The 26,154-nt window shown below is 72.6% G+C and carries 20 protein-coding genes and 2 pseudogenes; 12 read left to right on the top strand and 10 right to left on the bottom strand.

Annotated elements, in window-relative coordinates; translation table 11 throughout:
• Positions 1-186: 186 nt before the first annotated feature.
• Positions 187-663, bottom strand: coding sequence for a roadblock/LC7 domain-containing protein (locus tag AB0G35_RS22480; protein ID WP_360952173.1), 477 nt, complete (start codon positions 661-663; stop codon positions 187-189).
• On the bottom strand, positions 644-3,103 hold the full coding sequence (locus AB0G35_RS22475) for an ATP-binding protein (RefSeq protein WP_360952341.1): 2,460 nt from the start codon (positions 3,101-3,103) through the stop codon (positions 644-646). Before AB0G35_RS22475 ends, AB0G35_RS22480 begins: the two co-directional genes overlap by 20 nt.
• Before the next feature lie 641 nt (positions 3,104-3,744).
• Between AB0G35_RS22475 and AB0G35_RS22470 the strand changes: the two genes are divergently transcribed.
• From AB0G35_RS22470 to AB0G35_RS22460, 3 genes and pseudogenes are all read left to right on the top strand, one after another.
• The gene (locus AB0G35_RS22470) at positions 3,745-4,881 is read left to right on the top strand and encodes a substrate-binding domain-containing protein (RefSeq protein WP_360952170.1); all 1,137 of its coding nucleotides are present in this window, start codon (positions 3,745-3,747) and stop codon (positions 4,879-4,881) included.
• Positions 4,882-5,124: 243 nt separating this feature from the next.
• Positions 5,125-5,589: pseudogene (locus tag AB0G35_RS22465) on the top strand (toll/interleukin-1 receptor domain-containing protein); the annotation flags it as partial.
• 368 nt (positions 5,590-5,957) lie between these two features.
• Positions 5,958-6,683, top strand: coding sequence for a hypothetical protein (locus AB0G35_RS22460; RefSeq protein ID WP_360952167.1), 726 nt, complete (start codon positions 5,958-5,960; stop codon positions 6,681-6,683).
• Positions 6,684-6,704: 21 nt separating this feature from the next.
• On the opposite strand, the gene AB0G35_RS22455 is transcribed toward AB0G35_RS22460, so the two are convergent.
• Positions 6,705-8,117 (bottom strand): amino acid permease, encoded by a 1,413-nt coding sequence (locus AB0G35_RS22455; protein ID WP_360952164.1) that lies wholly within the window; start codon positions 8,115-8,117, stop codon positions 6,705-6,707.
• 212 nt (positions 8,118-8,329) lie between these two features.
• Complete coding sequence (locus AB0G35_RS22450) at positions 8,330-8,974, bottom strand: helix-turn-helix domain-containing protein (RefSeq protein ID WP_360952161.1); 645 nt, start codon at positions 8,972-8,974, stop codon at positions 8,330-8,332.
• 253 nt (positions 8,975-9,227) lie between these two features.
• Here AB0G35_RS22450 and AB0G35_RS22445 point away from each other — a divergent pair, with 253 nt between their 5' ends.
• The 3 genes from AB0G35_RS22445 (at position 9,228) to AB0G35_RS22435 (ending at position 13,193) form a co-directional block, all read left to right on the top strand.
• The gene (locus AB0G35_RS22445; protein ID WP_360952158.1) at positions 9,228-10,787 is read left to right on the top strand and encodes an MFS transporter; all 1,560 of its coding nucleotides are present in this window, start codon (positions 9,228-9,230) and stop codon (positions 10,785-10,787) included.
• A gap of 416 nt (positions 10,788-11,203) precedes the next feature.
• Positions 11,204-12,493, top strand: a complete 1,290-nt coding sequence (locus tag AB0G35_RS22440; protein WP_360952155.1) for an APC family permease — start codon at positions 11,204-11,206, stop codon at positions 12,491-12,493.
• Between the two features lie 136 nt (positions 12,494-12,629).
• Positions 12,630-13,193 carry a GNAT family protein gene (locus AB0G35_RS22435; protein WP_360952152.1) on the top strand — a complete coding sequence of 188 codons (564 nt, stop codon included), beginning with the start codon at positions 12,630-12,632 and terminating at the stop codon, positions 13,191-13,193.
• Positions 13,194-13,421: 228 nt separating this feature from the next.
• Here the strand turns inward: AB0G35_RS22435 and AB0G35_RS22430 are convergent, their stop codons facing one another.
• Positions 13,422-13,940, bottom strand: a complete 519-nt coding sequence (locus tag AB0G35_RS22430; protein WP_360952149.1) for a hypothetical protein — start codon at positions 13,938-13,940, stop codon at positions 13,422-13,424.
• Between the two features lie 158 nt (positions 13,941-14,098).
• On the opposite strand from AB0G35_RS22430, the gene AB0G35_RS22425 reads away from it, so the two are divergent.
• Both AB0G35_RS22425 and AB0G35_RS22420 read left to right on the top strand, forming a co-directional pair.
• Positions 14,099-16,108, top strand: a complete 2,010-nt coding sequence (locus tag AB0G35_RS22425; protein ID WP_360952146.1) for a tetratricopeptide repeat protein — start codon at positions 14,099-14,101, stop codon at positions 16,106-16,108.
• Positions 16,109-16,318: 210 nt separating this feature from the next.
• Positions 16,319-17,440, top strand: coding sequence for a hypothetical protein (locus AB0G35_RS22420; protein WP_360952143.1), 1,122 nt, complete (start codon positions 16,319-16,321; stop codon positions 17,438-17,440).
• Positions 17,441-17,454: 14 nt separating this feature from the next.
• Here AB0G35_RS22420 and AB0G35_RS22415 read toward each other — a convergent pair.
• Positions 17,455-17,842: pseudogene (locus AB0G35_RS22415) on the bottom strand (DUF2267 domain-containing protein).
• A gap of 185 nt (positions 17,843-18,027) precedes the next feature.
• On the opposite strand from AB0G35_RS22415, the gene AB0G35_RS22410 reads away from it, so the two are divergent.
• Complete coding sequence (locus AB0G35_RS22410) at positions 18,028-18,666, top strand: GPP34 family phosphoprotein (protein WP_360952140.1); 639 nt, start codon at positions 18,028-18,030, stop codon at positions 18,664-18,666.
• Positions 18,667-18,717: 51 nt separating this feature from the next.
• On the opposite strand, the gene AB0G35_RS22405 is transcribed toward AB0G35_RS22410, so the two are convergent.
• A complete protein-coding gene (locus AB0G35_RS22405) occupies positions 18,718-19,476 on the bottom strand; it encodes a dienelactone hydrolase family protein (protein ID WP_360952138.1) in 759 nt (252 codons plus the stop codon).
• 452 nt (positions 19,477-19,928) lie between these two features.
• On the opposite strand from AB0G35_RS22405, the gene AB0G35_RS22400 reads away from it, so the two are divergent.
• The gene (locus AB0G35_RS22400) at positions 19,929-21,311 is read left to right on the top strand and encodes a family 2B encapsulin nanocompartment shell protein (protein ID WP_360952135.1); all 1,383 of its coding nucleotides are present in this window, start codon (positions 19,929-19,931) and stop codon (positions 21,309-21,311) included.
• Complete coding sequence (locus AB0G35_RS22395) at positions 21,298-22,842, top strand: SufS family cysteine desulfurase (RefSeq protein ID WP_360952132.1); 1,545 nt, start codon at positions 21,298-21,300, stop codon at positions 22,840-22,842. Before AB0G35_RS22400 ends, AB0G35_RS22395 begins: the two co-directional genes overlap by 14 nt.
• An 84-nt stretch (positions 22,843-22,926) precedes the next feature.
• Here AB0G35_RS22395 and AB0G35_RS22390 read toward each other — a convergent pair whose 3' ends face one another.
• The gene (locus AB0G35_RS22390) at positions 22,927-23,328 is read right to left on the bottom strand and encodes a DUF2267 domain-containing protein (protein ID WP_360952338.1); all 402 of its coding nucleotides are present in this window, start codon (positions 23,326-23,328) and stop codon (positions 22,927-22,929) included.
• Between the two features lie 965 nt (positions 23,329-24,293).
• Here AB0G35_RS22390 and AB0G35_RS22385 point away from each other — a divergent pair.
• Positions 24,294-24,797, top strand: coding sequence for a J domain-containing protein (locus AB0G35_RS22385; RefSeq protein ID WP_360952129.1), 504 nt, complete (start codon positions 24,294-24,296; stop codon positions 24,795-24,797).
• Positions 24,798-24,842: 45 nt separating this feature from the next.
• Here AB0G35_RS22385 and AB0G35_RS22380 read toward each other — a convergent pair whose 3' ends face one another.
• Both AB0G35_RS22380 and AB0G35_RS22375 read right to left on the bottom strand, forming a co-directional pair.
• Entirely contained in the window at positions 24,843-24,986 is a 144-nt protein-coding gene (locus tag AB0G35_RS22380) for a hypothetical protein (RefSeq protein WP_360952126.1), read from the bottom strand.
• Between the two features lie 207 nt (positions 24,987-25,193).
• On the bottom strand, positions 25,194-25,811 hold the full coding sequence (locus AB0G35_RS22375) for a TetR/AcrR family transcriptional regulator (protein WP_360952123.1): 618 nt from the start codon (positions 25,809-25,811) through the stop codon (positions 25,194-25,196).
• Positions 25,812-26,154 lie beyond the last annotated feature (343 nt).

Below are 26,154 nucleotides of genomic sequence, written 5' to 3'. Positions count from 1 at the left end.
CCGGCAATGTCCCTTTGTTCGGGTCGGCCATGACCGCTTGCCAGTGCCGGCCATGACGGGTCCGTACCGGCCGCGACGTGTCCGTACCGGTCACGGCTTGTCAGTGCCGGCCAGCGACGTGTCCGTACCGGCCATGACCCTCCGGTCCGCCGTGCCCGCGTCCTGCCTCCGTCGGTGGGAGACGGGTCAGCGGGCCGGGGCGGCGCCGGCGTTCTTCTTGAGTTCCAGTACGAGTTGGGGGGTGAGGGCGCTGCCGGCCCGGTTGGCGAACAGGGTCATCTCGTAGGCGATGTTGCCGAGCTTCGCCTCCTTCGAGGTGACCACGCCGAGGACGGCGCCGCAGCCGATGGCCGACACCAGGACGTGGCCGCCCTCCAGGTCGATGATGACCTTGTTGAGGCCGCCCAGGCCGTAGTTGCCGGACGCACCGGCGGCCAGGCTCGTGACGCCCGACACGATCGCGGCGAGCCGCTCGGAGTCGGCCTGTTCGCGCAGTTGGGAGACGGCGATCAACAGGCCGTCCGACGACACCGCGATGGCGTCGACGACGCCGGCGGTCTGGGTGGCGAACCGGTCGAGCAGCCAGGTGAAGTCGGCTGCGGCGGCTGTCAGATCGGTGGGCTCCTCCCGCTCGGAACCGCTGTTACCTGTCGGCGTGCTCACTGCCCGACTCCTTCCGGGGTTGCTGGTGTGTCGATGGTGCCGGTCCGCTTGTGGCGGGCGCACTTTCTTGCTCCGCCCTGCGTACGGCGGCCTCGAATTCGTCGAGTTCCGATCGGACCGCGTCGGCGTCGACGGGTCGGCGCACGGCCTGGACGGTTCGGTCGGCCGGCGGGGCGGTCATGTCGAGCGTCGCACCCCGTACCCGCCGTCGCAGCGGTCGGACGGATCCGTCCGCGCGGGGCGTGGACGCGGGGATGTTCTGCGTCGTGTCACCCGTGTTGCCCGTCTCGCCCGTGCTGCCCGTGTGGTCCCTGTCGCCCGTGTGGCGCGGGAGGCGTCGGGGAAGCTCGCCCTCACGCGAGGAGCCGGCCGGCTGCCGTTCAGGCGCCGTGGCCAGGGCCCGCACGGGCAGGGGCGTGGCGGCGGGTGGGGTGGGCTCGGCCGCGTTCGGCAGGGGCTCGGGCGCCTCCACGGGCGCGGGCGCGGCCTCGTCCGTGGACGTACCCCCGGCCGGTTCCGTGACCCCGGCCGGTTCCGTGACCCCGGCCGGCGACGGTGCGGCCGACGACGGCGCCGGGGCGGGCTGCACGGCCATCAGCAGCGTCGACGGGAGCCAGACGGTGCCGGTGACGCCGCCGCCCGGGGTGCGGCTCAGGGTGACCCGGATGCCCGAGCGCCGGGCGAGGTTGCCCACCACGAACAGGCCGAGAACCTTGGTCGGTACGAGGTCGAGCCTTTCCCGGCGGACCAGCCGGGCGTTCTCCTCGGCGAGGCGTTCCGCGCTCATGCCGAGGCCGTGGTCGATCACCTCGATCAGGGCACCGCCGTCCGAGGTGACGTCGGTGCCGGGCCGGACGACGACCTCGACGGGGGTGTCGGAGGGGGAGAACGAGACCGCGTTCTCCAGCAGTTCGGCGAGCATCAGCGTCAGATCGTCGACGATGTCGGGCGCGACGACGACCTCCGTCTCGGCCCGCAGGGACACCCGCTGGTAGCCCTCGATCTGGCCGAGTCCGGCCCGGATGACGTTGGCCAGGCCGGTCGGGCGGGCCTCCATCTCGGGGTCGCGGATGCCGGCGAGCAGCATCAGGCTGTCGGCGTTGCGCTGGAGGCGGACGGCGATGTGGTCGATGCGGTACATCCGCTCCAGGACGTCCGGGTCGGTCTCCTCGCGTTCCACGGCGTCGATCAGCATCAGCTGGCGCGAGGTGAGGTTGCTGACCCGGCGTCCGACGTTGCCGAACATCTCGGCGACGTTGCGGCGGCTGAGCACCTGACGTTCCAGCAGCGCCGCGGCGGTCACCTGCACCTGGTTGAACGCCTCGGCGAGGTGGCCGATCTCGTCGCGGACCGGAACGGGGATCGGGTGGGGCCGCAGCGGGGTGCGGTCGGCGGAGTCGTCGTCCTCGACCCTGGCCAGTTCCTCGCCGGCCACGTCGACGACCTCCTGGGCGGCGCCGGTGAGGGCGGTCAGGGGACGGACGACCGAGCGACGGACCAGGACGGAGAAGGTCAGCCAGGAGGCGAAGCCGAGCAGGGCCAGGCCGAGCATCGCCAGCGCGTTGTGCAGGGCGTCCCGGGAGAGGCCGTCGGCCCGGGCGGCGATCTGCTCGGTCAGCGACCGGGTGACCGCGAGGCGGGCCTCGGCCTGCCGGGTTCCGGCGGCCATTGCCTTGCGCAGCTGGTGCGGGGTCTGGCCCTGCAGGGAACCGGGGTCGATCTGGAGCTCCGCGAACTGGGCCTCGATGCCGTTCTCCTCGGCGTCCCGCTCGATCCCGCCCAGTGCCAGGACCTGGGCCGGGTCGGCGATCCGGCCGAACCGTGCGGTCTGCTCCTCGTAGAGCTTGTGGGCGCCGACCGCGCGGGTGTACTCGGTGAGCGCGTTGGCGTCCCGGGTCTGGGCGGAGAACACCCCGCTCTCGAAGGCCGCGTGGGCGGCGTCGGCGCGCAGCACGGTGTCGAGGAGGTTGGTGACCGAGGACGACGAGGTGCCGACGTAGCGGTCGAGGCCGATGCCGTCGATCAGGTAGCCGACGGCGGCGGCGTAGGCGGGGTCGATGGTGGCGGCCGGCACCGATCCGCGTTCGACCTTGTCGCGCAGGACGGCGAGCCCCCGGATGTACTCCAGGGCCCGGGCCTCGTCCTTCGGCAGGCCCTCGCCGAAGGACGAGTGCACGGCGGTGACCTGCTTGTCGGTGACCTGCTGGGTGCGGCGGTAGGCGGCGGTGGACGGCAGGGCGGAGCCGGGCCGGACCGACTCCTGCTCCACGGAGAGCAGCAGCGCCTGCCGGTGTTCGGCCTGCACGTCGTTGATGAGCCGGATGACCTGCTCGCTGTCCCGCACCAGTTCCGCGCTGCGGCTGGCCCCCTGGGCCTTCTGCACCTGCGCGTTGACGCCGATGCCCAGCAGTACGCCGACGACCGCGACGGGCGCGATCACCAGGACGTTGAGCTTCCGCCGGAACGGCCATCGGTCGAGGAGGGCGTCCGCCTGCTGACGGAACCGCGGCCGCAACGGTGAACGCCGGGACGGTTCGGGTTCGTGTTGTGGCGGGTCCACTGCGTCCACGGACACCCGGGCCTCCTTACGACGTGCTGCTGAGCGGTGACCGAGGTGGTGTTGCCGACCGTCGGCCACGGGGAAGCGTGGCGACGGGGAAACATGGAGATTGCGAGGTTTGCACCTCAACGCGAGCGAAAAGATTCCGCCACACGGTCAACCGGCCGTGAACACTACCGCTTGTGCACGGGCATGCAAGACGTGACGCATCAATGACCCGCAGTATTCAACTCTTCGTCACTTTTGGTCCGTTACGGCCGTGTCGGACGCCCTACCTGCGGTCGGTCGGCGCTCGTCGAGAAGTGGAACGAAGGGGAGGGAAGGGGAGCGAAATGGCGTGAAGGGGGAGCGAACGCCGACGCGAAATGGCGCGATTCCACCGGGTCCGGCACGGACGGCATACACGGCATCTCCGACGGTGGGGGCATCTCCCGCAGGCGGATGCCGTCCGGACCGCTGCCACCCGTAACCTGTCTCCCCCCACCCCACCCGTACCCCCATCCTGCGCTGCGAGGACACCCGTGCACCCCACCCGCAAGGCGGTCGTGACCGCCGTCGCACTCCTGGTCATGGCCACCGCCGGCTGCGATGCCGGCGCCGGTGCCGCCGCCTCCCACCAGAGTTCCGCCAAGCCTGGCTGCCCCACCGCCCTCGCCCGGGCCGAGCAGGCCGTCAAGAAGGCCCAGGAGGTCAACGCCCCCTGGAAGGGCCCCACGACAGGACCCAAGGCCGTGCACGGCAAGACGGTCGTCTACATAGCCCAGACCCTGACCAATCCGGGCGTCGCCGGAGTCGCCCAGGGTTTCCAGGAGGCCGCCAAGATCCTCGGCTGGCACGCCCGCACCCTCAACGGCCAGGGCACGCCCGACGGTCAGCGGGCCGCCTTCCGGCAGGCCCTCGACCTCAAGCCGGACGGCATCGTGCTCAGCGGGTTCGACCCCGGCATCGCCGGGGAGGACCTCAAGAAGGCCCGTGCGGCCGGGATTCCGCTGATCGGCTGGCACGCCACCGCCGCCCCCGGCCCGAGCAAGGACCCGAAGCTCTTCAGCAACGTCACCTCCCGGGTCGAGGACGTCGCGAAGATCAGCGCAGACTGGATCATCGCCCGGTCCCACGGCCACGCCGGCGTCGTGCTGTTCACCGACGCCACGGTGCCCTTCGCGAAGCACAAGTCCGACCTGATCAAGAAGGAACTCGCCACCTGCTCCGGGGTGAAGCTGCTGAGCTACACCAACCTCCCCATCCCGCAGGCCAGTAGGCGCTCCATCGGGGAGGTCCGCACGCTGCTGTCCCGTTTCGGCCGCAGGTGGACGTATTCCGCGGCCATCAACGACCTGTACTTCCAGCACGCCGCGCCCGCCCTGCGCGCCGCGGGCAAGGACGGCGCCGGCGCTCCCTTCAACATCGGTGCCGGCGACGGCGATCCGTCGGCATTCCAGCGCGTCAACGGCAAGCAGTTCCAGGCCGCCACCGTGCCCGAGCCGCTCTCCGAACAGGGCTGGCAGATCATCGACGAGTTCAACCGCGCCTTCGCCGGCGCCCCGGACAGCGGCTACGTCGCCCCCGTCCACATCGCCACCCCCACCAACAGCGGCGGCGCCCTGTCCTGGGACTCGGAGGGCTATCGGCAGGCCTATCGGAAGATCTGGGGGGAGTGAGGGGCCCTGCCCGGCGCGAGGAGTTGCTGCTGCCGCAGCACGAGTACGGCTGGCCCACCAGCGACGGAGCCGGCTGCCCGCCTCTCGAAGTGCCGGACGCCCGTGTCCATTTGGCCGGCACGCCGAGGTTGCCCGGGCGCCGCCAGCTGGGACCGCTGCGCCGTTACGCGTGCCGGCAGGCCCTGGAAACCTGGGGCTGCTCCCCGCCGGGCATAATCGAATGGCTGTGCGGGGCGTCGGGCTGTGCATGCGTTTGCGCGGGGGAGACCGGTGGTCGTACCGGCGCGGTTCGATAGGGGAGTGGTGGAGAGCGAAGCCCGTTGCGCGGCGTCGGCCCATGACGCGTTCATCAGTTACAACGCCAAGGATCTGGCGGTGGTGCACCGGCTCGTCGAGATGCTGCACGAGGAGGGGTTCCACGTCTTCCTCGACGACTGGTGCCTGGTGGCGGGTGAGCCCTGGCAGGAGCGTCAGAGCGAGGCGCTGGCCGACAGCGCGTGCTGCCTCGTGATGTGCGGCGCACATGGTCTGGGGCCGTGGCAGGAAGAGGAAGTCCGGCTCGCGGTCAGCGCCCGGGTCAGCGGGCGCTCCCTACGGGTCATCCCCGTGCTGCTCCCGGGCGCGTCCGACTCGGGGTGGGAGGATCTGGACTTCCTGGAGCGCTTCACCTACTGCGACTTCCGCGGCGGACTGGACCAGCCCCGGTCCTTCACCCGGCTGTGTGCCGGGATCCGCGGGGGAGGCACCCGGCCCGCCGCAGCCCGCGGTGTCGGCGTTACGGGCCGGGCCGCCGCCCGCGGCCGACTACCGGTCGGTCTTCCACGCCCCGGACAGCGGCTGGCAGCGGAGCTCCGCCGTGGCGGCGGCCCGCGCCGCGGTGACGGCGGGCGGGGCACCGGTCGTGCTGTGCGGACTCCCCGGCGTCGGGAAGACCCATGTGCTCTGCGACGCCGCGGACGTCCTCCGCGCCGGCCGGACCGTCCTCGCCCTGTCCGCGGGCGGGACGACGGCCGCCGAACCGCGCTACCTGGTGGAGGAGGTCAACGCCTGGCTGGACGGACCGGACCGGAAGCACCGTGCTGCGCGCCTTCGCCGGGCACCCGGACTGCCTGGTCCTGGCCACGACCGCCGAGCACCTGGCCGACGCCGCCGACGTCCGCCACGTCCTGGTGCCGCCGATGTCCCGTACCGAAGGCACCGACTTCATCGCGCACACGGCGGAGCGCACCAACCTCCCCGTCGAGCCCGAGGAGTTGGCGGAACAGCTGCCGGCCGATGTGCTCTCCCACCCGCTCGCCCTGCGCACCTTCCTCGCGCACACCGCCTATGTCCCGGCGGCCCTGCTCGTCAGCCCCGGCCTCCCGCCGGACGTCCTCTCCGCCCGGAAGCTCGTGTCCACGGCCGTCGCCCGGCTGCCGGCCGTGCACCGCAAGGCCCTCGCGTACGCCGCGGTGCTCGACCGGGTGCCGCTCGCGGATCTGCTCTCGGCCGGAATGACCCTGCCGTCCTGGTTCACCGTCGCACTGTCCGATCTGGTGCCGCGCTGTCTCGTCGTCCGGGTGGCCGGCGGGGTGGAGGTGCCCCAGCTCGTCATCCAGGCCCTCGACGATGTGGAGCCCGCGGCGCGGCGGACCGCGCTGCACGAGATCCTCGCCGAACTGGCAGGCCTGGCGGCCGACGCGGAGAACGGCGGCCTGACGTCGCTCGCGGGGGCGCTGGCGCCGATGGCACGCCTGTGCGGGGAAACCGCGCTCTCGACGAGGACCAGCGGCGCCTGCGCGCACTGTGCGGTGTCAACGTAGGAGGCCCGACCGGCCCCCGCCTCAGCCGGTGGTCGCCCTCCGCCGGTCGCGGCGCTGCTTGAGGTGGCCGGCGCCGGCCAGGGCCGTCACCACGACGGCGGTTCCGGCGAGCTGCTGACGGCCGGCCGGCGAGGCGGCCATCACGGCGAAGACACCGAGGATGGCGGCGAACGCCACCCAGGTCAGATACGGGAAGCCCCACATCCGCACGGAGAGCAACTCCGGTGCCTCGCGCTCCAGACGGCGGCGCATCTTGACCTGGGTGAGGCAGACGATGGCCCAGACGACCAGCACCGCGCAGCCGGCGATGTTCAGCAGCCAGGCGAACACGGTGGTCGGCCAGATGATCCCGGCGATGACGGCGGCGAAGCCGAAGACGCAGGACGCCAGCACCGACGCGGCCGGCACGCCCCGGGTGACCCGGCTCAGGAAGCGCGGCCCCTGACCCCGGTTGACCAGGGAGTACGCCATGCGGGACGAGCCGTAGATGTTGGCGTTCATCGCGGAGAGCAGCGCCACCAGCACCACGATCTGCATGATCGTGCCGGCGGCCGGGATGCCGAGCCGGTCGAGCACGGTGACGTACGGGCCCTCCGTGGCGACCTTCGGGTTGTTCCACGGCACCAGGGTGACGACCACGGCCATGGAGCCGATGTAGAAGACGGCGATGCGCCAGACGGCGGTGCGGACGGCGCGGGCCACGTTCCGGCTCGGATGGTCGGACTCCGCCGCCGCGATGGTGACGGTCTCCAGACCGGCGAACCCGGAGATGGTGGTGAGCAGCCCGGCGGCGAGCCCGGCGGCGCCGGTCGGGAAGAAGCCGCCGTGGCCGGTGAGGTGGCGGGTGCCCGGCGGGTTGCCGAACACCCCGAGGATGCCCAGCACACCCAGCACCAGGAAGGCCACGATCGTCGCGACCTTGATGGCGGCGAACCAGAACTCGAATTCACCGAAGTTCTTGACCGCGGTGAGGTTGCTGGCGCAGAAGAACGCCATGAAGATCGCCACCCAGCCGTAGGCGGGGAGGAACGACACCCAGGTGTGCATGATCGTGCCCGCCGCGGTGGCCTCGGCGGCCACGCCGGCGCAGAGCATCAGCCAGTACATCCAGCCCGAGGTGACCCCCGCCCAGGAGCCGAGCTCCTGCTCCGCGTGCACCGAGAACGAGCCGGTGGAGGGCCGGGCGGCGGACATCTCGCCGAGCATCCGCATGATCAGCATGACCAGCGCGCCAGCCCCTATGAAGAGCAGCACGATGGCCGGGCCGGCCGCGGCGATACCGGCCCCGGAGCCCACGAAGAGCCCCGCGCCGATGACGCCGCCGAGCGCGATCATCGACAGGTGTCGCTGCTTGAGGCCGTGCGACAACACGGCCTCGCCGTCCTGCCCGGTCTGCGGGGGGTCCTCGGGGGACCGGGTGTTTGTCCGACTCATGGTCGTGCCTGTTCATTGCGTGAGACGTTCGGTGAGCCGGAAAAGTCTCGGGGTCGGCCCGGCCCGTATGACGTGAACGCCCACTATGCGGACCGTTCGCCTACAGCCGGTGAGGAAGATGACACGTCAGGTGCGTGACGTGACACGTCAGGTGCGTGACGCGGGGTCGCGTGGCCGGATGCCGCCGAAGGCCCGGGTGTGCGCCTGTGGGGCTAGTCGGCAGGGCCCGGGGCCCGTTCCGCGCGTGCGGACCGCAGGCAGCTACGCGCCGAGGCGGGGGTGAGGCCGGCGGCGATGAGGACGGCGAGGGCGGCCGAGTCGCCGGCGGGGTCGTGCCAGGAGGACGGGTCCTGCGCCTCGACGAGGGTCAGGGTGAGGGATTCCAGGGCCTGGGCGAGGACCGGGGCGGGGAGGTGGTCGGAGAAGACGCCTTCCCGCTGGCCGCCTTCCAGGATCGAGGTCGCCTCCGTACGCACCGGGGCCAGCGCGGCGCGGATGCCTTCCTCGCCCAGGTCGCGGCGGCCCAGGGCGATGAGCATGCGGTAGCGGTCGCCGACGGCCCAGACGGCCAGGGTCATCCGGGCCAGCGCCGTCGCGGGCGCGGCGCCGGGCTGCCGCGCCGCGGTGCACGCCTCCTCCACCGATTGCGCGGCCTCGTCCGCGAGTGCGGCGATCAGGGCCCGGCGGTTGGGGAAGTGGCCGTAGAGCGTGCGCCGGACGACACCGGCCGCGCGGGCGATCTCCTCCAGGTTCGCTTCGGGGTTGCGGCTGAGCTCCTCGCGGGCGGTGGCCAGGATGCGGGCGCGGTTGGAGCGGGCGTGGCTGCGCTGCGGGGCGGGCCCTGGGCGGGTGGTCATCGACGTGCGGCTCCTGTGTCGGCGAGGCCCCTCATCCTACTTACTTGCACAGTGCTGTGCATGTTCTTATGGTTGCACATGGCTGTGCAACTTCGGATGGGTCCTTCCTCTCCCTTTTCCGGCCCGCCGTTCCCGTTTCCGCTCCCGTTCCCGTTGCCGTGGAGGTCCCGTGTCGCCCCTCGATCCCGCATCCGTCTCCCCGCCGGCAGCACCGGCCGCCGGGTCGCCCGCCTCCAGGGCCACCCGCGGGCCCATGGAGCGGGAAGCGCCGGAATCGCCGTATCCGCGCAGGTGGTGGGCGCTGCTCGTGCTCTGCCTGAGCCTGCTGATCGTGGTCATGGCGAACACCTCGCTCATCGTGGCCGCACCGGACATGACCAGGGACCTGGGCCTGAGCAGCAGCGATCTGCAGTGGGTCGTGGACGGCTACACCGTCCCGTACGCCGCGCTGATGCTGGTGCTGGGCGCGGTGGGCGACAAATACAGCCGCCGCGGCGCGCTCCTCACCGGCCTGGTCGTCTTCGCGGGCGGCTCGGTCATGGGAAGCCTGGTGGACCGGACCGAGCTGGTCATCGCGGCCCGGGCGGTCATGGGCGTCGGTGCCGCCGTCGTGATGCCGGCCACGCTGTCGCTGCTCGTCGCGGTCTTCCCGCGGGCCGAGCGCGCCCGCGCCATCACGGTCTGGACCGCCACCTCCGGCCTCGCCATCGCCGTCGGCCCGCTGGTCGCCGGGTGGCTGCTGGAGGACCACGCCTGGGGTTCCACCTTCCTGATCAACGTCCCCGTCGCGGTGGTCGCCGTCGTCGGCGCGCTGGTGCTGGTGCCGTCGTCGAAGGCGCAGGGCATGGGCCGGATCGACTACGTGGGCGGTCTGCTCTCGATCGTCTCCGTCGGCAGCCTGGTCTACGCGACGATCGAGGGCCCGCACTTCGGCTGGGGCGCCGGCCCGGTCACCGCCGCCGTGGTCGCGGGCCTGGGCCTGCCGGCCTTCGTGGCCTGGGAGTTGCGGCACCCGCACCCCATGCTGAACGTACGGAAGTTCCGGCTCCGGCCCTTCAGCGGCTCCATGCTCGCCGTGTCGTTCTTCTTCTTCGGCACCTTCGGCGCGATCTACTACGCCACCCAGTTCCTGCAGTTCGTCCTCGGCTACGACGCGCTGGAGACCGGCGTACGGCTGCTGCCGCTGGCCGGGGCCGTGTTCGCCGGCGCCGCGGTGACCGGCCGGCTGACCCCGCGGCTGGGCATGAAGCCGATGATGGTGGCCGGTATGGCGATCGGGACCGCGGGCGTCTTCCTGCTCACGCGGATCGACCAGGGCTCGGCGTACACCGACTTCCTGGCGCCGATGATGATGCTGGGCTTCGCGATCGGCCTGAGCGTCTCCCCGGCCACGGACACCATCATGGGTTCCTTCCCGGAGGACGAACTCGGGGTGGGCGGCGGCGCCAACGACACCGCACTGGAACTCGGCGGCTCGCTCGGCATCGCGGTGCTGGGCTCCCTGCTGGGCACCGCCTACCGGGACAGGCTGACCGACCTGGCCGGCGGCCACCTCCCGGCCGCGGCCATGGACACCGCCAGGGACTCGGTGGGCGGCGGCCTGGCGGTCGCCGCACGGGTCGCCCAGGACCCGTCCGGCGGACCCCAGCAGGCCCAGGCCCTGATCGACGCCGTGCACCGGTCCTTCGCCCACGGCGTCGCCGCGACCAGCCTGATCGGCGGCATCATCATGGCCGCCGGCACGCTCCTCGTTCTCGCCGTCCTGCCGGGCCGGCGGGCAACCGGGCGGGCTGCCGACTCCGCCGCCGGCTGAGGCGGTGACCGGGAGCGGCCGGGGACCGCGCGGGTGCGGGGAGCGCGGGGCCGTCATCCCGACCGGGCCGGCGGACGGGGCAGGGGCCGGGCCAGTGGGCGTAGCGGTTCTCGCACGTGCCGTGGACCCGCACCACGGGACGCGGATGCGCGGCGCCGGGGCGGCAGTTCCCGTGCGTTGGCACCGGTGGGGACGGCCGTGGCGGGCCCGCCGCACGCGGGTGGAGCGGCGCGGCCACGCCGGCTCGACGGGCTCTTCGGTGACCGGCTCGGCGACCTGCGCTTCCGGTTCGCGGCCCAACTCGCCCCGCGCACCCACGCGTTGAGGCGGAACGCCGCCTCCCGTCCAGCGCACACCGGAGCCCGGAAGGTAGCGTCTGTCCCGAGGCGGCCGTCCGTGCCGTGAGGAGGTAGGTCATGGCGGGGACGGTGCCCGGCGGCCGGCAGCCGGAGCTCGTGCGGCGTCTCGGTACCGGGGACGCGGTGGTGATCGGGCTCGGCTCGATGATCGGAGCGGGGATCTTCGCGGCCCTCGCCCCGGCCGCGGCGGCAGCCGGCTCCGGCCTCCTGCTGAGCCTGGCGGTGGCGGCCGTGGTCGCGTACTGCAACGCGACCTCCTCGGCGCGGCTGGCCGCACGGTACCCGGCCTCGGGCGGCACCTACGTCTACGGGCGGGAGCGGCTCGGCGATTTCTGGGGATACCTCGCCGGCTGGGCGTTCGCGGTCGGCAAGACCGCGTCCTGTGCCGCGATGGCGCTGACCGTCGGCTCGTACCTCTGGCCGGAGCAGGCGCACGCGGTGGCGGTCGCCGCCGTGGTGCTGCTCACCGCCGTCAACTACACCGGGGTCCAGAAGTCCGCATGGCTCACCCGGCTGATCGTCACCGTCGTCCTCGCGGTACTGGCGGCCCTCGTCGTCACCTGCCTCACCAGCGACGCGACGGACACCGGCCGCCTCGACATCGGCACGGACGCCACCTGGACCGGAGTGCTGCAGGCGGCCGGCCTGCTGTTCTTCGCCTTCGCCGGATACGCGCGCATCGCCACCCTCGGCGAGGAGGTCCGCGATCCGGCGCGCACCATCCCCCGGGCGATCCCGCTCGCCCTCGGTCTCACCCTGGTCGTGTACGCGGCGGTCGCCACCGCCGTCCTGACCGTCCTCGGCCCGGACCGGCTGGCGGACACCCCCGCACCGCTCACCACCGCGGCCGCCGCGGCGACTTCGGCGGGACCGTGGGGTCCGGCCGGTGCGGACCTGATGGTGCCGGCGGTCCGGGCCGGGGCGGCGGTGGCCGCGCTCGGCTCACTGCTCGCACTGATCCTCGGCGTCTCCCGTACGACCCTGGCCATGGCCCGGGACCGCCATCTGCCGCACGCGCTGGCCGCGGTGCACCCGCGCTTCAAGGTCCCGCACCGCGCCGAGCTGGCGGTGGGCACGGTCGTCGCCGTCCTCGCCGGCACCGCCGACCTCCGGGGCGCGATCGGCTTCTCCTCCTTCGGCGTCCTCGTGTACTACGCCCTCGCGAACGCCTCCGCCTGGACCCTGGCCCCGGCCGAGGGACGCCCGCCACGGCTCGTGCCCGCCGTCGGACTGACCGGCTGTCTGCTGCTCGCCTGCACGCTGCCGGTGTCCTCGGCCGTCTCCGGCGCGGCGGTCCTCGCCGTCGGCGCCGCGGCCTACGCCCTCCGGGCCGGCCGGCGGCGCTGAACGGGCCCGGTTTCCGCCGGCGTCGGCCCCCGCCGTCACACTCCCCGTGCAAGGATCCTCCGCAGACCCGGAGTACCCGGCCCACCACCCACCTGATGCCGGGCACTCCCCGTGCTCCCGACCGCGGAAGGTGACCATGTACGCGATATCCCTCGGTGACGACGGCGCCGAGCTGCGCCCCCTGGAGCCGTGGCGGGCCGCGGAGTTCCTGGCCCATATCGACCGGGGCCGGGACTTCATCGGGCAGCACAACGGGCTGCCCGACGTCGTCACTGACCTGGAGTCGAGCCGGGCGTTCCTCCAGACGTACGCGGAGAAGAGCGCGAACGACACCGGACGGATCCACGGCATCTGGACGGACGGCACGCTGGTCGGCGCGGTCATCCTGCGGACCATGGACGTCGCGCAGGGCAATGCCGAGGCGGGCTGCTGGCTGGAACCGTCGGCGGTCGGCAAGGGGCTGGTGACCAGGGCCGCGCGGGCGCTCATCGACTGGGCCGTCGAGGAGCGGGGCATCCACCGCGTGGAGTGGTGGGTCTCGTCGACGAACACGCCCAGCATCGCGGTGGCCCGACGGCTGGGGATGACGAGGGACGGCGTGCTGCGCGAGAGCTACCTGTACCGGGGGCAGCGGCACGACGAGGAGATCTGGTCGGTGCTGGCGTCGGAGTGGCGGGCGGGGAAGCGGGGCGGCGCGTAGCCGAACCGGAGCGCCCCCTCGTGGGCCGCGCGGACGGATTGCGGCCTCTTGTGCGGCTCTGGCTCGCCCACTGCGCCTGCCCGGCAGCCCGCGGAAGACGCCCCGCGCGACAGCGGACCGCACGAAGGCGCTTCCGTCCCCTTCGGTGTGGCGAACGGGTGACCGGCACGCATCGTCTGCCGGCGCTCGGCGGCATGCGCTCACCCGCCGCTCACGTACTCCCGCCGCTCACTTGGTCAGCACGTTCGCGCCGATGATGAACAGTCCGATCAGCGCGTCCACGCACCCGACCCGGCACGACGCCGGCCAACTCCGCCCCGCCGCCCGGGCGCTCCACACGCCCCAGCCGAACAGCGTCACCGTATTGATCGTCAGGGCCACGTCGATCGCGCCCTCTTCGCCCCACCACCGCAGGTAGGAGCCGAACAGCGCGGCGACCGTCGGCAGTGCCGCGACCACCAGCGGCCACTCGGTGAGCATCGACCGCACCGCGCTCGTGGTGACCGGCGCCGCGTCAGCCGTGCGGTGGGCGATGGCGTGCGCGTAGCCGTGGGCCGCGGCCGACGCGATGCAGGCCACCAGCACCCACGCCGCGTCGTACCCGGGGTCCAAGGGCCCGTGCTCGCCCCCGAGGGCGGCCGCCAGCGCACTGGCGAGCACCGATCCGTAGACCCCGCCGAACAGGAACCGCTGCAACGGCTCGCCGCGGCGCGGAGGAGGGACGGACCGTCTGACCTTGTCGCTCAACTTGCCACCTCACGGGACGGACGGGGACGGTGCTGCCGCGGTCCCCAGAGATGTAACCGCATCCGAGGCGGGCCGATCGGCACATACACCGCCGGAGTACCGGCGTCCCTCGTCGGAAACCTCCCCTCGGCGGTCCGGCGGTGGACTAGAAAGGGACCGTGAACCAGTCATCCAACGACTTGAGCGGGAGCGTCACCGGGCCGGTCGTGCAGGCGGGCCACGTGGGGCAGTTGCACCTCACCCACCCGGTGCCCACCGCGCTGGCGGGGCTGCCACCGGTGCCGCCGGAGTTCACCGGCCGGGAGGAGGCCCTGCGCACCCTGACCGCCGCCCTGCGCCCCGGACCCGGCTCCTCGGCGGCACCGGCGTCCACGCCACCCGCCACCGCCACGCCGCAGCCGGTGTCCACGCTCGTCGGCACCGCCGGTGTCGGCAAGACCGCGCTCGCCCTGCGCGCCGCGCATGACGCCGTCGCGGCGGGCTGGTTCCCCGGCGGCGTGCTCTTCATCAACCTCCAGGGCTACGACCAGCACCGCTACGTCCGGCCGGAGATCGCGGTCGCCGTCTTCCTGAGCGCGCTCGGCGTCCCCGACGAACTCTTCCCGCCCACCTTCGAGGGCCGGCTGTCGCTGTACCGCTCGAAGCTGGCCGAACGCGCCGCCCGGCACGGCGCCGCACTCGTGCTGCTCGACAACGCGTCCTCGACGGACCAGGTCGGCCCGCTGCTGCCCGGCTCCCCGGCCCACCGGGTCGTGGTCACCAGCCGCCGCACCCTGGGCGACCTCCCCGGCTCCCGGATCCTCGACCTCGGAGTCCTGGCCCCGGCCGAGGCCGCCGCCCTGATCAGCCGCACCCTCCGGATCCGCCGCCCCGACGACACCCGCGCCGGGGACGAGCCCGACGCCGTACGTGACCTCACCGCACTGTGCGGCCACCTCCCCCTGGCGCTCGCCGTCGTGGCCTCGATACTGGCCGGCGACCCGGACCAGTCCGTCGGCGAACTCACCGCGGCCCTGCGCGACCGCGCCACCCGCCTGGAGGAGCTCTCCTACGGTGACCGCCGTTCGGTGACCGCCGCTTTCGACCTGTCGTACGCCCGGCTCGCCGCCGACGAGGCCCGGATGTTCCGGCTGCTGTCGCTCAACCCGGGCCAGCAGGTGAGCGTGGAGGCGGCCGCCGCGCTCGCCGGGGAATCCGTGCCCCGGGCCAGGAAGCTGCTGCGCGCGCTCCGCGACGTCCACATGGTCGAGCCCGGCAAACCCCGCGGCTGGGTCCGGTTCCACGACCTGCTGCGCCTGTTCGCCGAGCGGCGCCGCCACGAGGAGGAGCCCGCGGCGGGCGTCGAGGCCGCCGTCGACCGGCTGCTGGCCCACTACCGCGATGCCGCCCGGGACGCCACCGAGCGCATCGTGGCGGCGGCCCGCGCGCGCCGCCGGGACGACGCCGCGGAGGACTGGCTCGACACCGAGCGCCTGAACCTGCGCTCGGCCCTGCGTCTCGCGCAGCTGCACGGCCGGCCCGCCGTGGTGCTGCCGCTGGCGCACGACGTCAGCTGGTTCCTGCGCCGTCAGCAGGACTGGGCGGCCGGCCTGGAAGTGTGCGACACCGCCGTGGAGTTCGCGCGCACCGTCGCCGACCCCGCCCAGCAGGCCCTGGCCCTGTACAACAAGGGCGACTTCCTCAAGCACAAGCAGGACTTCGACCAGGCGCTGGCCCTCTTCGCCGAGGCGCTCGACCACTACCGGGCGCTGGGGGACCGTACCGGCGAAGCCCGCACGCTGCACAGCATGGGCACGGCCGCCCGCCGCCTCGGCCGGTACGCGGAGGCCCAGGGCCGTTACGCCGCGGCCCTCCCGCTCTTCCGGACGCTCGACGACCACCAGGCCACCGCCCACACCCTCTTCAACCTGGCGTTCACGGCCCGCCTGCAGGGCAGCCCGGGGGTGGCCGACGACCACTACCGGTCCGCACTCGACCTCTACCGCCGGCTCGGCCACTCGGTCGGCCGGGCCCGCACCCTGCAGCACCTCGGCCACCTCGCCCTGGCCGCCAACCGGCCGGCGGAGGCCCGCACTTACTGGGAACGGGCCCGGTCGGCGTACGAGGAGGCCGAACTCCCGTCGGCCGTGGAGGAGGTCACGGAGCTGCTGGACGGCCTGACGGCGTGACGGCCTGACGGCGTGAGGGTGGCAGGGCGTGGCGGCGGGGCCCGAGGCGGCCGGCCCTCCACGGTCGTGGGTCGTGCGCGCGGCGACCACGTTCCGCGGCCGGTCCTCGACGACCGGTAGCGGCCGCCCGCACCCCCCAGCGGACGCGCCGAGCGCCCCGCGGGCGCATCATGGGCCCGAGGGATGGTTCCGTTCCCGGTGGGAGTGGCGATGCGACTTTCTTTCCTCGAACCGCTCTACAAAGAAGCCGGCCCGTTCGCCTCGGTGTACCTCGACACCTCGCGCGACAGTGCCATTGAGGACCCGGACTCCGCCATCGCGCTGCGCTGGCGGCATCTGCGTGACGACCTGCTCGCCGAGGGCGCGGACTGGGAGTCCATCGCCGCCGTGGCGGGCACCGTGGGCGATGACGTCGGGGTGCCCGGCCGGCACGGGCAGGCCCTGTTCACCGCGCATGGGAAGCTCGTCCTCCAGGACGAGCTGCCCCGCCCGCCGGCACAGGACACGGCCCATTTCGGGGTGCTGCCCGACACCATGCCGCTGATCGCCCAGCATGCGCCGGGGATCGCCTATCTGGTGGTACGTGTCCACTACACGGGACGCCACTCCACCGACGCCGAGGGCACCGTCCGGATCGACACCGAGGCCGGCACCTGGCCCCTGACCAAGGTGACGCCCGGGGACCGGCTCCACATGGAGGTCCCGGTGGCCGAATGGCAGCACCTCGCCGAACGGCTCGGCCGGCAGCTGGAGACCCAGGCCCGCCGGCGCGGCGCCGAGACGCTGGTCCTCGCCGGTGACACCTGGGCCCGCGGCATCCTGGCCCGCCGGCTCCCCACGTACCTGCGCAGCCGGCTCGCCACCGCCGAGGGAGGCGCTGCGCCGGAGCCGGGGCGGGCGCTGCTGGAGGGTCAGCTCGACCGCCTCTTCAGCGGGCGGATGGCCGCCCACGACCGCGACCTCCTGGAGACCTTCCTGGCCCGGCGGGCCCACGACGGAGCCTGCGCCGAAGGGCTCGCGGCCACCGTCGCGGCACTGCAGCGCGGCCAGGTCAGCGCGCTCTTCCTCAACAACCACCCGGAGTCGCCGCTGCGCCTGTGGGTGGGCCCGGAACCCGGCCAGCTCGCCCGCACGGAGAACGGTCTGCGTGTCTACGGCGTGGAGACCGTGCGTGAGGAGCGCGCCGACGCCGCCCTGACCCGAGCCCTGGTGGGCACGGGCGCGGAACTGGTCCTCGTCCCGGAGCAGCAGCTGAGGCTGCGCGAGGGGGTCGGTGTGCTGCTGCGCTACGTCGATGCCGTGCGCTACGGCGACGAGGCGGAGGCGGCTTGAGGACGGCCGGCCGGTCAGTCGCTGAGGCCCGGTTTGCCGAAGAAGACGGCGTAGCCGGAGGGCAGCTGGCCGAGGACCTGGTTCAGCTCCCCGCCGGACACGGCCTCGGCGACGGTGGAGAGCACGGCGCAGGCGTCCCACTCGGCCGTACGGGCCCGGGCACCGGTGCGTTCGGGCCACCCGGCGCAGGAATTCCTCCCGGCCGTAGCCCTCGGTCCGCCCGTCGGGACGCAACGCCTCGTCCAGCGGCGCCGGCAGCTGCGAGGCCAGGTCCGCCACCTCGCCGGGGGTGATCCGCCCGGCCAGCACCTGCAGCACGGCCCCGGTGACCCGCTCGGCCTCCTCCCGGCTTGCGTACTCGCCGCGCTCACGCACCTTCGCCAGGAACTCGTCGCTCTTCATCGGTGCCACACCTCATCTCTCCCGTGGGCGTCTCGCATGTCGTGGGCGTTTGGGGTTTGCTGACCCGCGTTCCCGATGCGGCTCGCGGATATCGTGCGTGATCCGGGGAATTCCGGGCCGCCGTCGGTGCGGGATGCAGCCGGAGCCGCTACTCCGTAAGCTCGAAGCAGAAGTGGGGAGCCGTCATGACCACACCGCGGGACCTGCTGATCGTGGCCCTGGGCGAGGCGGCCGGCCGCCGTCCCGAGCAGGGCGATCTGTCGCTCGCGCTCGCGGGGGCCGAGCTGATCGACCTGCTGCGGACGCAAGCCGCCACGCTGGACGGTGAGCGCATCGTCCCCGGTTACCGGCCGGCCGTCGCCGATCGCCTGTTGGACGAGGCGGCGGGAGCGCTCGTCCGGCAGGAGCCGTACGAGTCGGTCGAGGACTGGTTGTGGCGCAGGGGCCGCGGGCTGTACACGGCGTATCTGGCGGCGCTCGAAGCGGACGGCGAGCTCACCCGCGAACGCCGGGGCCACTGGAGGCCCTTCCAGGCCGGTGAGTTGGTGCTGGCCGAGTCCTCCGCGCGCCGTGCGGCGGCGGACCGCTGGGCGGCGGACGAACCCGTCCTCATCGCCCTCGCGGCTGCCCTCGGGATCGCCGCGGAGCCGGCCGGAGACCCCCGGGCCGGAGGTCTCCGGGACGACGGGCCGCCGGCCGACGAGGCGGTGGAGACGGTGCTCGCCGCCGTGCACGACGCGCTGAGCGAGCTGGGATACCAGCGGCAGCGGCGCGCCATCGACCAGGCCGCGTTCGACAACATCTGGCGGGGCGGCGGGGGTTGACGCCGCCCGGCGGGCCTGGCGAGGCGCCGGGCCCGGAGCCGGGCGGCCGGCTCAGCCGAGCGTGCGACCGAACAGTTCCAGCAGGTTCTGCCAATGCCGGTCGTCCGCCGCACCGTTGTAGGCGGCGGTGTCCGTCTGGGTGTAACCGTGGTGGGCGCCTCCGTACACCTCGCTGCGGTAGCGCACGCCCGCACCGTCCATGGCCTGCTCCAGGGTCTTGATCTCCTCGACCGGCATCGACGTGTCCTGGTCGGCGTGCCCGAAGTACAGCTCCGCCGTGATGCGGTCGACGAGCCGGTGCGGGCTGTCCTCGGCGTCCGTGACCAGGTGGCCGGCGTGGAAGGAGGCCGCCGCGGCGACCCGGTCGGGGTGGGCCGCGGCGGTGCGGAGCGCGAGGACGCCGCCCATGCAGTAGCCGGTGGTGCCCACCGGACCGTCGGCCACCAGCGGCGAGGCGGCCAGCCAGTCGAGGTACGCGCCGGCGTCCCGCACGGCCCGCTCCGGGGTGAGCTGCTGAATGATCGGGAAGAGCTGCTCGAAGATCTCCGGCCGCTCGGCGGGGTCGATGAACTCGGGGAGTTCCACCACGGGCGCCCGCCCGGCGCGGTACAGCACGTTGGGCACCAGCACCGTGTAACCGTGCCCGGCCAGGCGCTTGGCCATCGCGTCCAACGAGGTGCGCAGCCCGAAGGCGTCCATGTACAGCAGGACGCCGGGGTGCGCGCCGCCGTCGTCGGGGTGGGCGAGATAGGCGTCCACGACGCCGTCCTGCGTGGGAATGTCCAGGGCCGTACCGTGCACGGGGGTCATGTCCGTACCTTTCTTCGGGTGACACGTTCCTACAGCGTCGGACAGCCCCTGATCCATTCCGCGGCGCGACGTGGCACGACCCGTTCCGCGACACCGGCCGGTGTCCCCAACCATCGCCATAAGTCGCCCTTTAGGAAATGCAAAGCAGTGTTATGAGGGGAAAACAGGTCGTATGTGCCTCAACTGCCTGTGTCTGCTGGGGAGTTCGGGAGTCGGTGGCCGGCCGGCCCGGTGGTCCCTCGGTCGTTGCCTTCATGGTCATGGCGGTATGACGGCCCGTGGTCGTACGCCCATGCGGGGTTGAGAAGTCAGAACGGCGAGCAATTCCGGCCGGACACCGGCGAGCGGTTGGTTGCGGGTGTGCCCGGCACGCCCCGACGATCGGGCTGTTCCCGCATGTCGGCCGGCCGAACGCCGGCCGTCCGGCATGCCTGCGTGCGAGGAGGGGTCCCGTGACCGAACAGTTGAGCCTCAGCCCGGATGCCGCACGGCAGCTCGCGACAACCACCAAGACCACCCCGCAGATGCGCGGCATCACCCCGCGCTATCTGCTCCGTGCACTGCCCTGGGTCGACGTCGAGGCGGGCGTGTTCCGTGTCAACCGGCGGCGTACCTACGTTCTCGGCGACGACCGCATCAGCACGCACAACGACGGCGGTTCGCCCCGCGTCATCCCGGGCGACCTGCGGGAACTGCCGTACCTCAGGGAAGCCGACGACGCCCTGCTGACCGAACTGGCCGACGCCTTCACGGAAGTGCCCTTCGAGCCGGGGCAGATGCTCGCCCAGGACGGCGAGGCGCACGACCGGCTGTGGGTGATCGCCCAGGGCCGCGCCGAAAAGCGGGTCAGCGGCCGCTACGGCGAGGACGCGGTGCTCGAAGTGATCGGCGACGGCCAGTTCTTCGACCTCGACGCCTGGACCCGCGGCGAGCCCATGCCGTACCGCGTCAGGGCGCTCACCCCCGGTGTGGCCCTGTGCATCGACCGCAGTGCGCTCGCCGGACTCTGTGACCGCGATGCGACGGTGCGCGGGGCGGTGGACGCCTACCTCGCGACGGACGGGGTGCTGCCCGGCGCCGAGGTGCCGGTCGACCTCAGCTCCGGCCACGTCGGCGAACCCGACCTCCCGGGAACGTTCGTCGACTACGAGGACACGCCCCGCGAGTACCACATGACCCTCGCGCAGACCGTCCTCCGCGTCCACACCAGGGTCTCCGACCTCTACAACGGGCCCATCGACCAGATCCGCGCCCAGTCCAACCTCACCGTGCACGCCCTGCGCGAGCGGCAGGAGGCCTCGCTGCTCAACCACCCGGAATTCGGGCTCTTCAACAACGTGGCGCCCGGTCAGCGGGTGCAGGCCCGCACCGGCTCACCGACCCCCGACGACCTGGACGAACTGCTGACCCGGGTCTGGAAGCAGCCCGGCTACTTCCTCGCCCACCCCAGGGCCATCGCCGCGTTCGGCCGGGAGTGTACGCGCCGGGGCGTGCCCCCGATCATCGACACCCGGTTCGGCAGCCCGCTGCTGACCTGGCGGGGTGTGCCGCTGCTGCCGTCCGACAAGGTGCGGTTCTCCGGCGGCGCGGGCATCGGCACGACCGAGATCCTGCTGATGCGGGTGGGCGAGGCCGAACAGGGCGTGGTGGGCCTGCGCCCCGCCAAGATCGAGGACGAGGTGGAACCCGGCCTGTCGATGCGGAACATGGGCGTCGACCAGAAGGGCATCACCTCCTACCTGATGACGGCGTACTTCAATACCGCGGTACTGGTGGAGGACGCCCTCGCCGTGCTCCAGAACGTCGAGGTCGCCAACTACCATGACTACTCCTGACGTCCTCCGGGGCGCCTGGCCGAGCGCCCCGGCCGCGATCACGACACCGGTGACCCCCGGGGTTCCCGCGCCCGTTGCGACGCCGGATCCGACGGCTGCCCCGACGCCGGACGCGACGGGCATCACGACGCCGGACGCGACGGCCGTCACCGCACCGGCCACGGCGGCCGTCACCGCACCGGACGCGACGGGCCTTACCGCCCCGGTCGGCACGCAAGCCTCCGCCGTCGACACACACGTCTCCGCGGTCGAGACACCCGCATCCGCCTACACCCCGCCGTCCGCCTCCGCGCTCCCCGGTCAACCGACCGGATTCTCGCCGGAGTCGGCCCGGCGCGACATCCCGATCCTGCACCGGACGGTGAACGGGCACCCCCTGGTGTGGCTGGACAACGGAGCCACCACCCAGAAGCCGCGCCAGGTGATCGAGGCACTGGCCGCCTTCTACGGCTCAGCCAACTCCAACATCCACCGCGGCGCGCACACCATGGCCCGGGAGGCCACCGAGGCGTACGAGGCGGGCCGGGCGGCGGTGGCCCGGTTCCTGGGCGCGCCGTCACCGGACGACATCGTCTTCGTACGCGGCACCACCGAGGCGGTCAACCTCGTCGCCCAGAGCTGGGGACGGGACCACCTCGGCCCCGGGGACGACATCCTGGTGTCCACACTGGAGCACCACTCGAACATCGTGCCCTGGCAGCTGGTCGCCAAGGAGACCCGGGCCCGGGTGGTACCCGTACCGCTGCAACCCGACGGGCAGGTCGACCTCGACGCGTACGCCGATCTGCTCTCCATGCGCACCCAGCTCGTGGCGATCAGCCAGGTCTCGAACGTGCTCGGCACCGTCGTGCCGGTACGCGAGATGACCGCGCTGGCGCACCGCTACGGTGCGAAGGTGCTGGTGGACGGGGCGCAGGCGGTGGCGCACTTCCCCGTCGACGTAACGGACCTGGACGCCGACTTCTACGCGTTCTCGGGCCACAAGCTGTTCGCCCCCACGGGCATCGGCGCCCTGTACGCGAAACCGGACGTACTGGAGAAGATGGCGCCGTGGCAGGGCGGCGGCAACATGATCGAGTCCGTCGACTTCACCCGCACCACCTACGCGCCCGTGCCGCACCGTATGGAGGCCGGTACCGGGCACATCTCCGGAGTGGTCGGCCTGCTGGCCGCGCTCAACTGGCTGACCTCCTTCGACCGGAACGCCATCGCCGCCTATGAGACGGCGTTGACGACCCATGCCCAGCAGGCGCTGTCCACGGTGCCGGGGCTGGAACTGCTGGGTTCCGCGCCCGGCCGGGTCGGCGTGCTGACCTTCACCCTGGCCGGCCAGGACCCGGCACAGATCGCCGGCTGGCTGGACCGGGACGGCATCGCCATCCGTGCCGGCCACCACTGTGCCCAACCGGCCCTGGCACACTACGGGTTGACGAGCGCGGCGCGTGCCTCGCTGGCGCTCTACAACACCCCGGAGGAGGTGGACAAGCTGGTGGCCTCGCTCCGGCAACTGCAACTACAGCAGGGCTCTTGAGGGAGGGGCGCCCCGCCGTCCCCGTCCGGATCACGGACGGGGACGGCGGGGCGCCGGGCAGCGCCCGCCGACCGCGCCGGAGGGTCAGGCGGAGGTGCTCTGCCGTTCCGGATGGCCGAAGAGGAGGTCGTAGCCCGGGGGCAGCTGGAGCAGTATGCGCTGCAGGAGCTCTTCGCCGGCGGCATCGGCGACGACGCTGAGCACGGCGCCGACGTCCCACTTGGCGGTCTCCTCGGTGGCGCCCTCGATCCAGGCCGCCGTGGCCCGGATGAACCGCTCCGGATCCAGCGGCTCGGCGGCCTGCAGGGGGTTCAGAAGGATCAGGGCGTAGGTCTCCGGCAACCGGGCGGCCAACTCGACCCGCTCCTCGCCGACCAGATGGGCGCCGAGCAGTGCCAGGACGACCCGGGCCGCCCGTTCCGCTTCCTGCTGTGTGTCGTATTCGCCGCGCTCCTGGACGTACGCCAGGAACGCCTCCCATCTCATGGACACCGCTTTCTCCTCGTCTACCTCTGCTTCCATAGTCACATGTCATCCATATGATGACAAAGGAGATGTCGTCCTGCAGGCGACAGGCGCGGGCACGGCTTCTCAAGGGGGACGTGAAGCGGGAGGGCGCGCCACGGCCTCCGCCCGCCCCCGGAGTGCCGCTCGTATCGCGGCCACGACGTCCTGCGCCTGCGGCGTGCTGACGGCGATACGGCCGAAGGGCGTGGCCGGGCGCTGCTGCGCGGCCGAGGAGGCGGACGGCGACGAGGGCGAGGGGGAGGGCGAACATGCGGCGGGGCGGAGGTCCACCTGGACCACCGGTCCACGCCGCGGGGCGATGGCCACGAAATCCTGGCCGTCGGGATGCCGCCATACGCCCAGGCAGCGGTATTGGGGCACGCTGAGGCTCCGCCCCCGGCTCGGGGACCCGCGCAGCGCCCGCCACCAGTCCTCCTGGACCGACACGCCCCTCACCGCTTGCAGAGGAACGGTGATCGCCGCGCGCCGGACCGCGATCCTCTCCCACCACGCCGGCCGTACCACCAGCGCGTCCCCTTCCACGTCCAGACGGGCCATGTCACGTCACGAGCCATGTCGCATCACGGTGGGGTGGGCGCCGCGGCGGGCGAACTCCGCGCGCTCCGCCGCCGGCTCCGCGATCATGAAGTCCGCCTCCCTCCGAGAAGCGGGGTGCCGCAGGCGGCCTGCGCGATGACGTCGTGCACGGGGTGTGACCGCCTGTGAGCGTCCTTCCGGGACCTGACACCTGCCGCGGGCGGGGGCCGCCGTGGTGGGCAGGTGGTGCTCCTGCACTGTGCCTCTTCAGCCGTATACCTCGAACGGGCCGCTCTTGACAACCGCCCCCCGGCCTTCTATCGAGGAAGACGGGGCCCTTTCCCCGATGGCCCTGGGGCCGTGTCCATGCCCGACGCCCGATGCCTGTTCAGCAGGAGGTGACGGTGATGCCGGGACCCCAGCCCGACCACTCCGCCGTACCCGACCACTACGCCGTACTCGGCGTCCCGCCCTCCGCCTCCGCGCGCCAGATCACCACGGCCTACCGCCGACTGGTCCGCAGCCTGCACCCGGACACCGGCCCCGCCGGCCCGGCCGCGGAGCAGGAACTCGCAGAGGTGCTGACGGCCTACCGCGTCCTGCACGACCCGCGGAGCCGGGCCGGTTACGACGCGGAGCGCGCCCTCGCCGAGCGTGACCGTCGCTACGCGGAGCGGCAGCGTGCGCGTGCCGCACAGGGGCGCAGGGGCCCCGGCCGGTCCGTCCCCGTGCGCACCCACCGGGCCCCGCCGGACGAGGCCGGCACCGTGCTGCGGCTGCGGGTCGGCCCCGTACGCATCGATCTGCTCGGCGTCCGTCGCCCCGAGGACGATGACGCGGCGACCGACGGGCTGGAGTCGCTGGAGTGGTTCCTGCGCCCGCTGTGGCAGTGGGGCCGTCAGGGGCGGTAGCGGGGCGGGCGCGGCGAGGCGCTGTGGCGGGGGCGCATGGTGCGCTCACTCCGGGGTCGGAACCTGCCCCTCCGGGTACTTCTTGACCCAGGTCGCGCCGCACTCGGCGCAGGAGGAGTACTCGATCAGCTCGCCGTCCTCGGACACACCCAGGCTCTGTATCAGGCGAATGTGCACATGTGCACTCATGGTGGTTCCTTTCCGCTGTACGGCAGGAATTTCCGCAACAATGCGAAGAACGCGGAATGCCGAACATCCTGGACATAGGGCCCATCGAGGTGTCAACGAAGTGGTCGCACTCTGAGACGCGTCAGACGGACTCGTCGCTCTCGGTGAGCGGCAGGTGTCAGCGAGGGCCGGTCACCGCCCGCCGCGCCGCGCACCTCCGCCCACGGATCATGTGCGGGCGCTGGGGAGCTGGCGGCCGTCGGGGGCGGCGGGGGCGGCAGGGGCTCCGGCGCGGAGGCCGTCCATGACGAGGTCGAGGAGGCGGCCGGCGCGGGACTGCCAGTCGCTGTGCGGGTCGATCTGCCAGAGGCCGGCGATGGCGAGTGAGAAGTCGTCAGGAGTCATGCCGGGGCGGATGGTGCCGGCCTCTTCGTTGGCCTGGAGCAGGAGGGCGACGGCCGATGTCACCGGCCCGTGTCCGGAGGCGGCCAGGCTGCCGTGCGCGGTCGCCTTGCGGAGCGCGTCGGCCAGACCGGCCTTGGCCATGGCGTACTGGGCGAGGCGGTCCATCCATTCCCGCAGGGCCTGGTCGGGGGAGCGGGTTTCGAGCAACTGGGCCGCGGTGTCGGCGACCTGCTGGACCTCGTAGCGGTAGACCTCCAGGACGAGCGACTCGCGGTTGGGGAAGTTGCGGTAGAACGTCGCCTGGCCGACGCCGGCCTTCTTCGCGATCGCGCTCAGCGGGGCGTCGGCCGCGCGCGTCAACTCCTCCAGGGCGACTTCCAGGATGCGCTCGCGATTCCGTTGCGCGTCCGAGCGCAGTGGGGCGTCCTTCTTCTCCCGCACTCGTCCTCCTCCGGGAATCACTGCCGGATCGCTCTTGCTAACCGGACAGGTGTCCGGTAGATTTCGGGTAATCGGATAGCTGTCCGGTTAGCTCCACCATAGCGGCAGAGGCGGGTGGTGGGTGCAGTCGGTGGTCGGCCGCGACCGACTTCTCCTCTGCGGGTCCTGCGGGTCCTGTGGGATTGCTCGATCCTCTGCCTTTGTCACGTTGCCCTTCTGTACTTGCTACGTCCACCACGTTCGCCACGCCGCCCACGTTTGCTGCGCTGCCGTGCCTCTCGCACGTATGGGCCGCATCGCATCGCACCATCGCCCTGTCCTGCCCTGCACCGCATCGCGCCGC

Source organism: Streptomyces sp. NPDC021749 (genome assembly GCF_040640655.1).
Lineage (GTDB): Bacteria > Actinomycetota > Actinomycetes > Streptomycetales > Streptomycetaceae > Streptomyces.
This window is presented reverse-complemented; position numbering and strand designations above follow the sequence as displayed.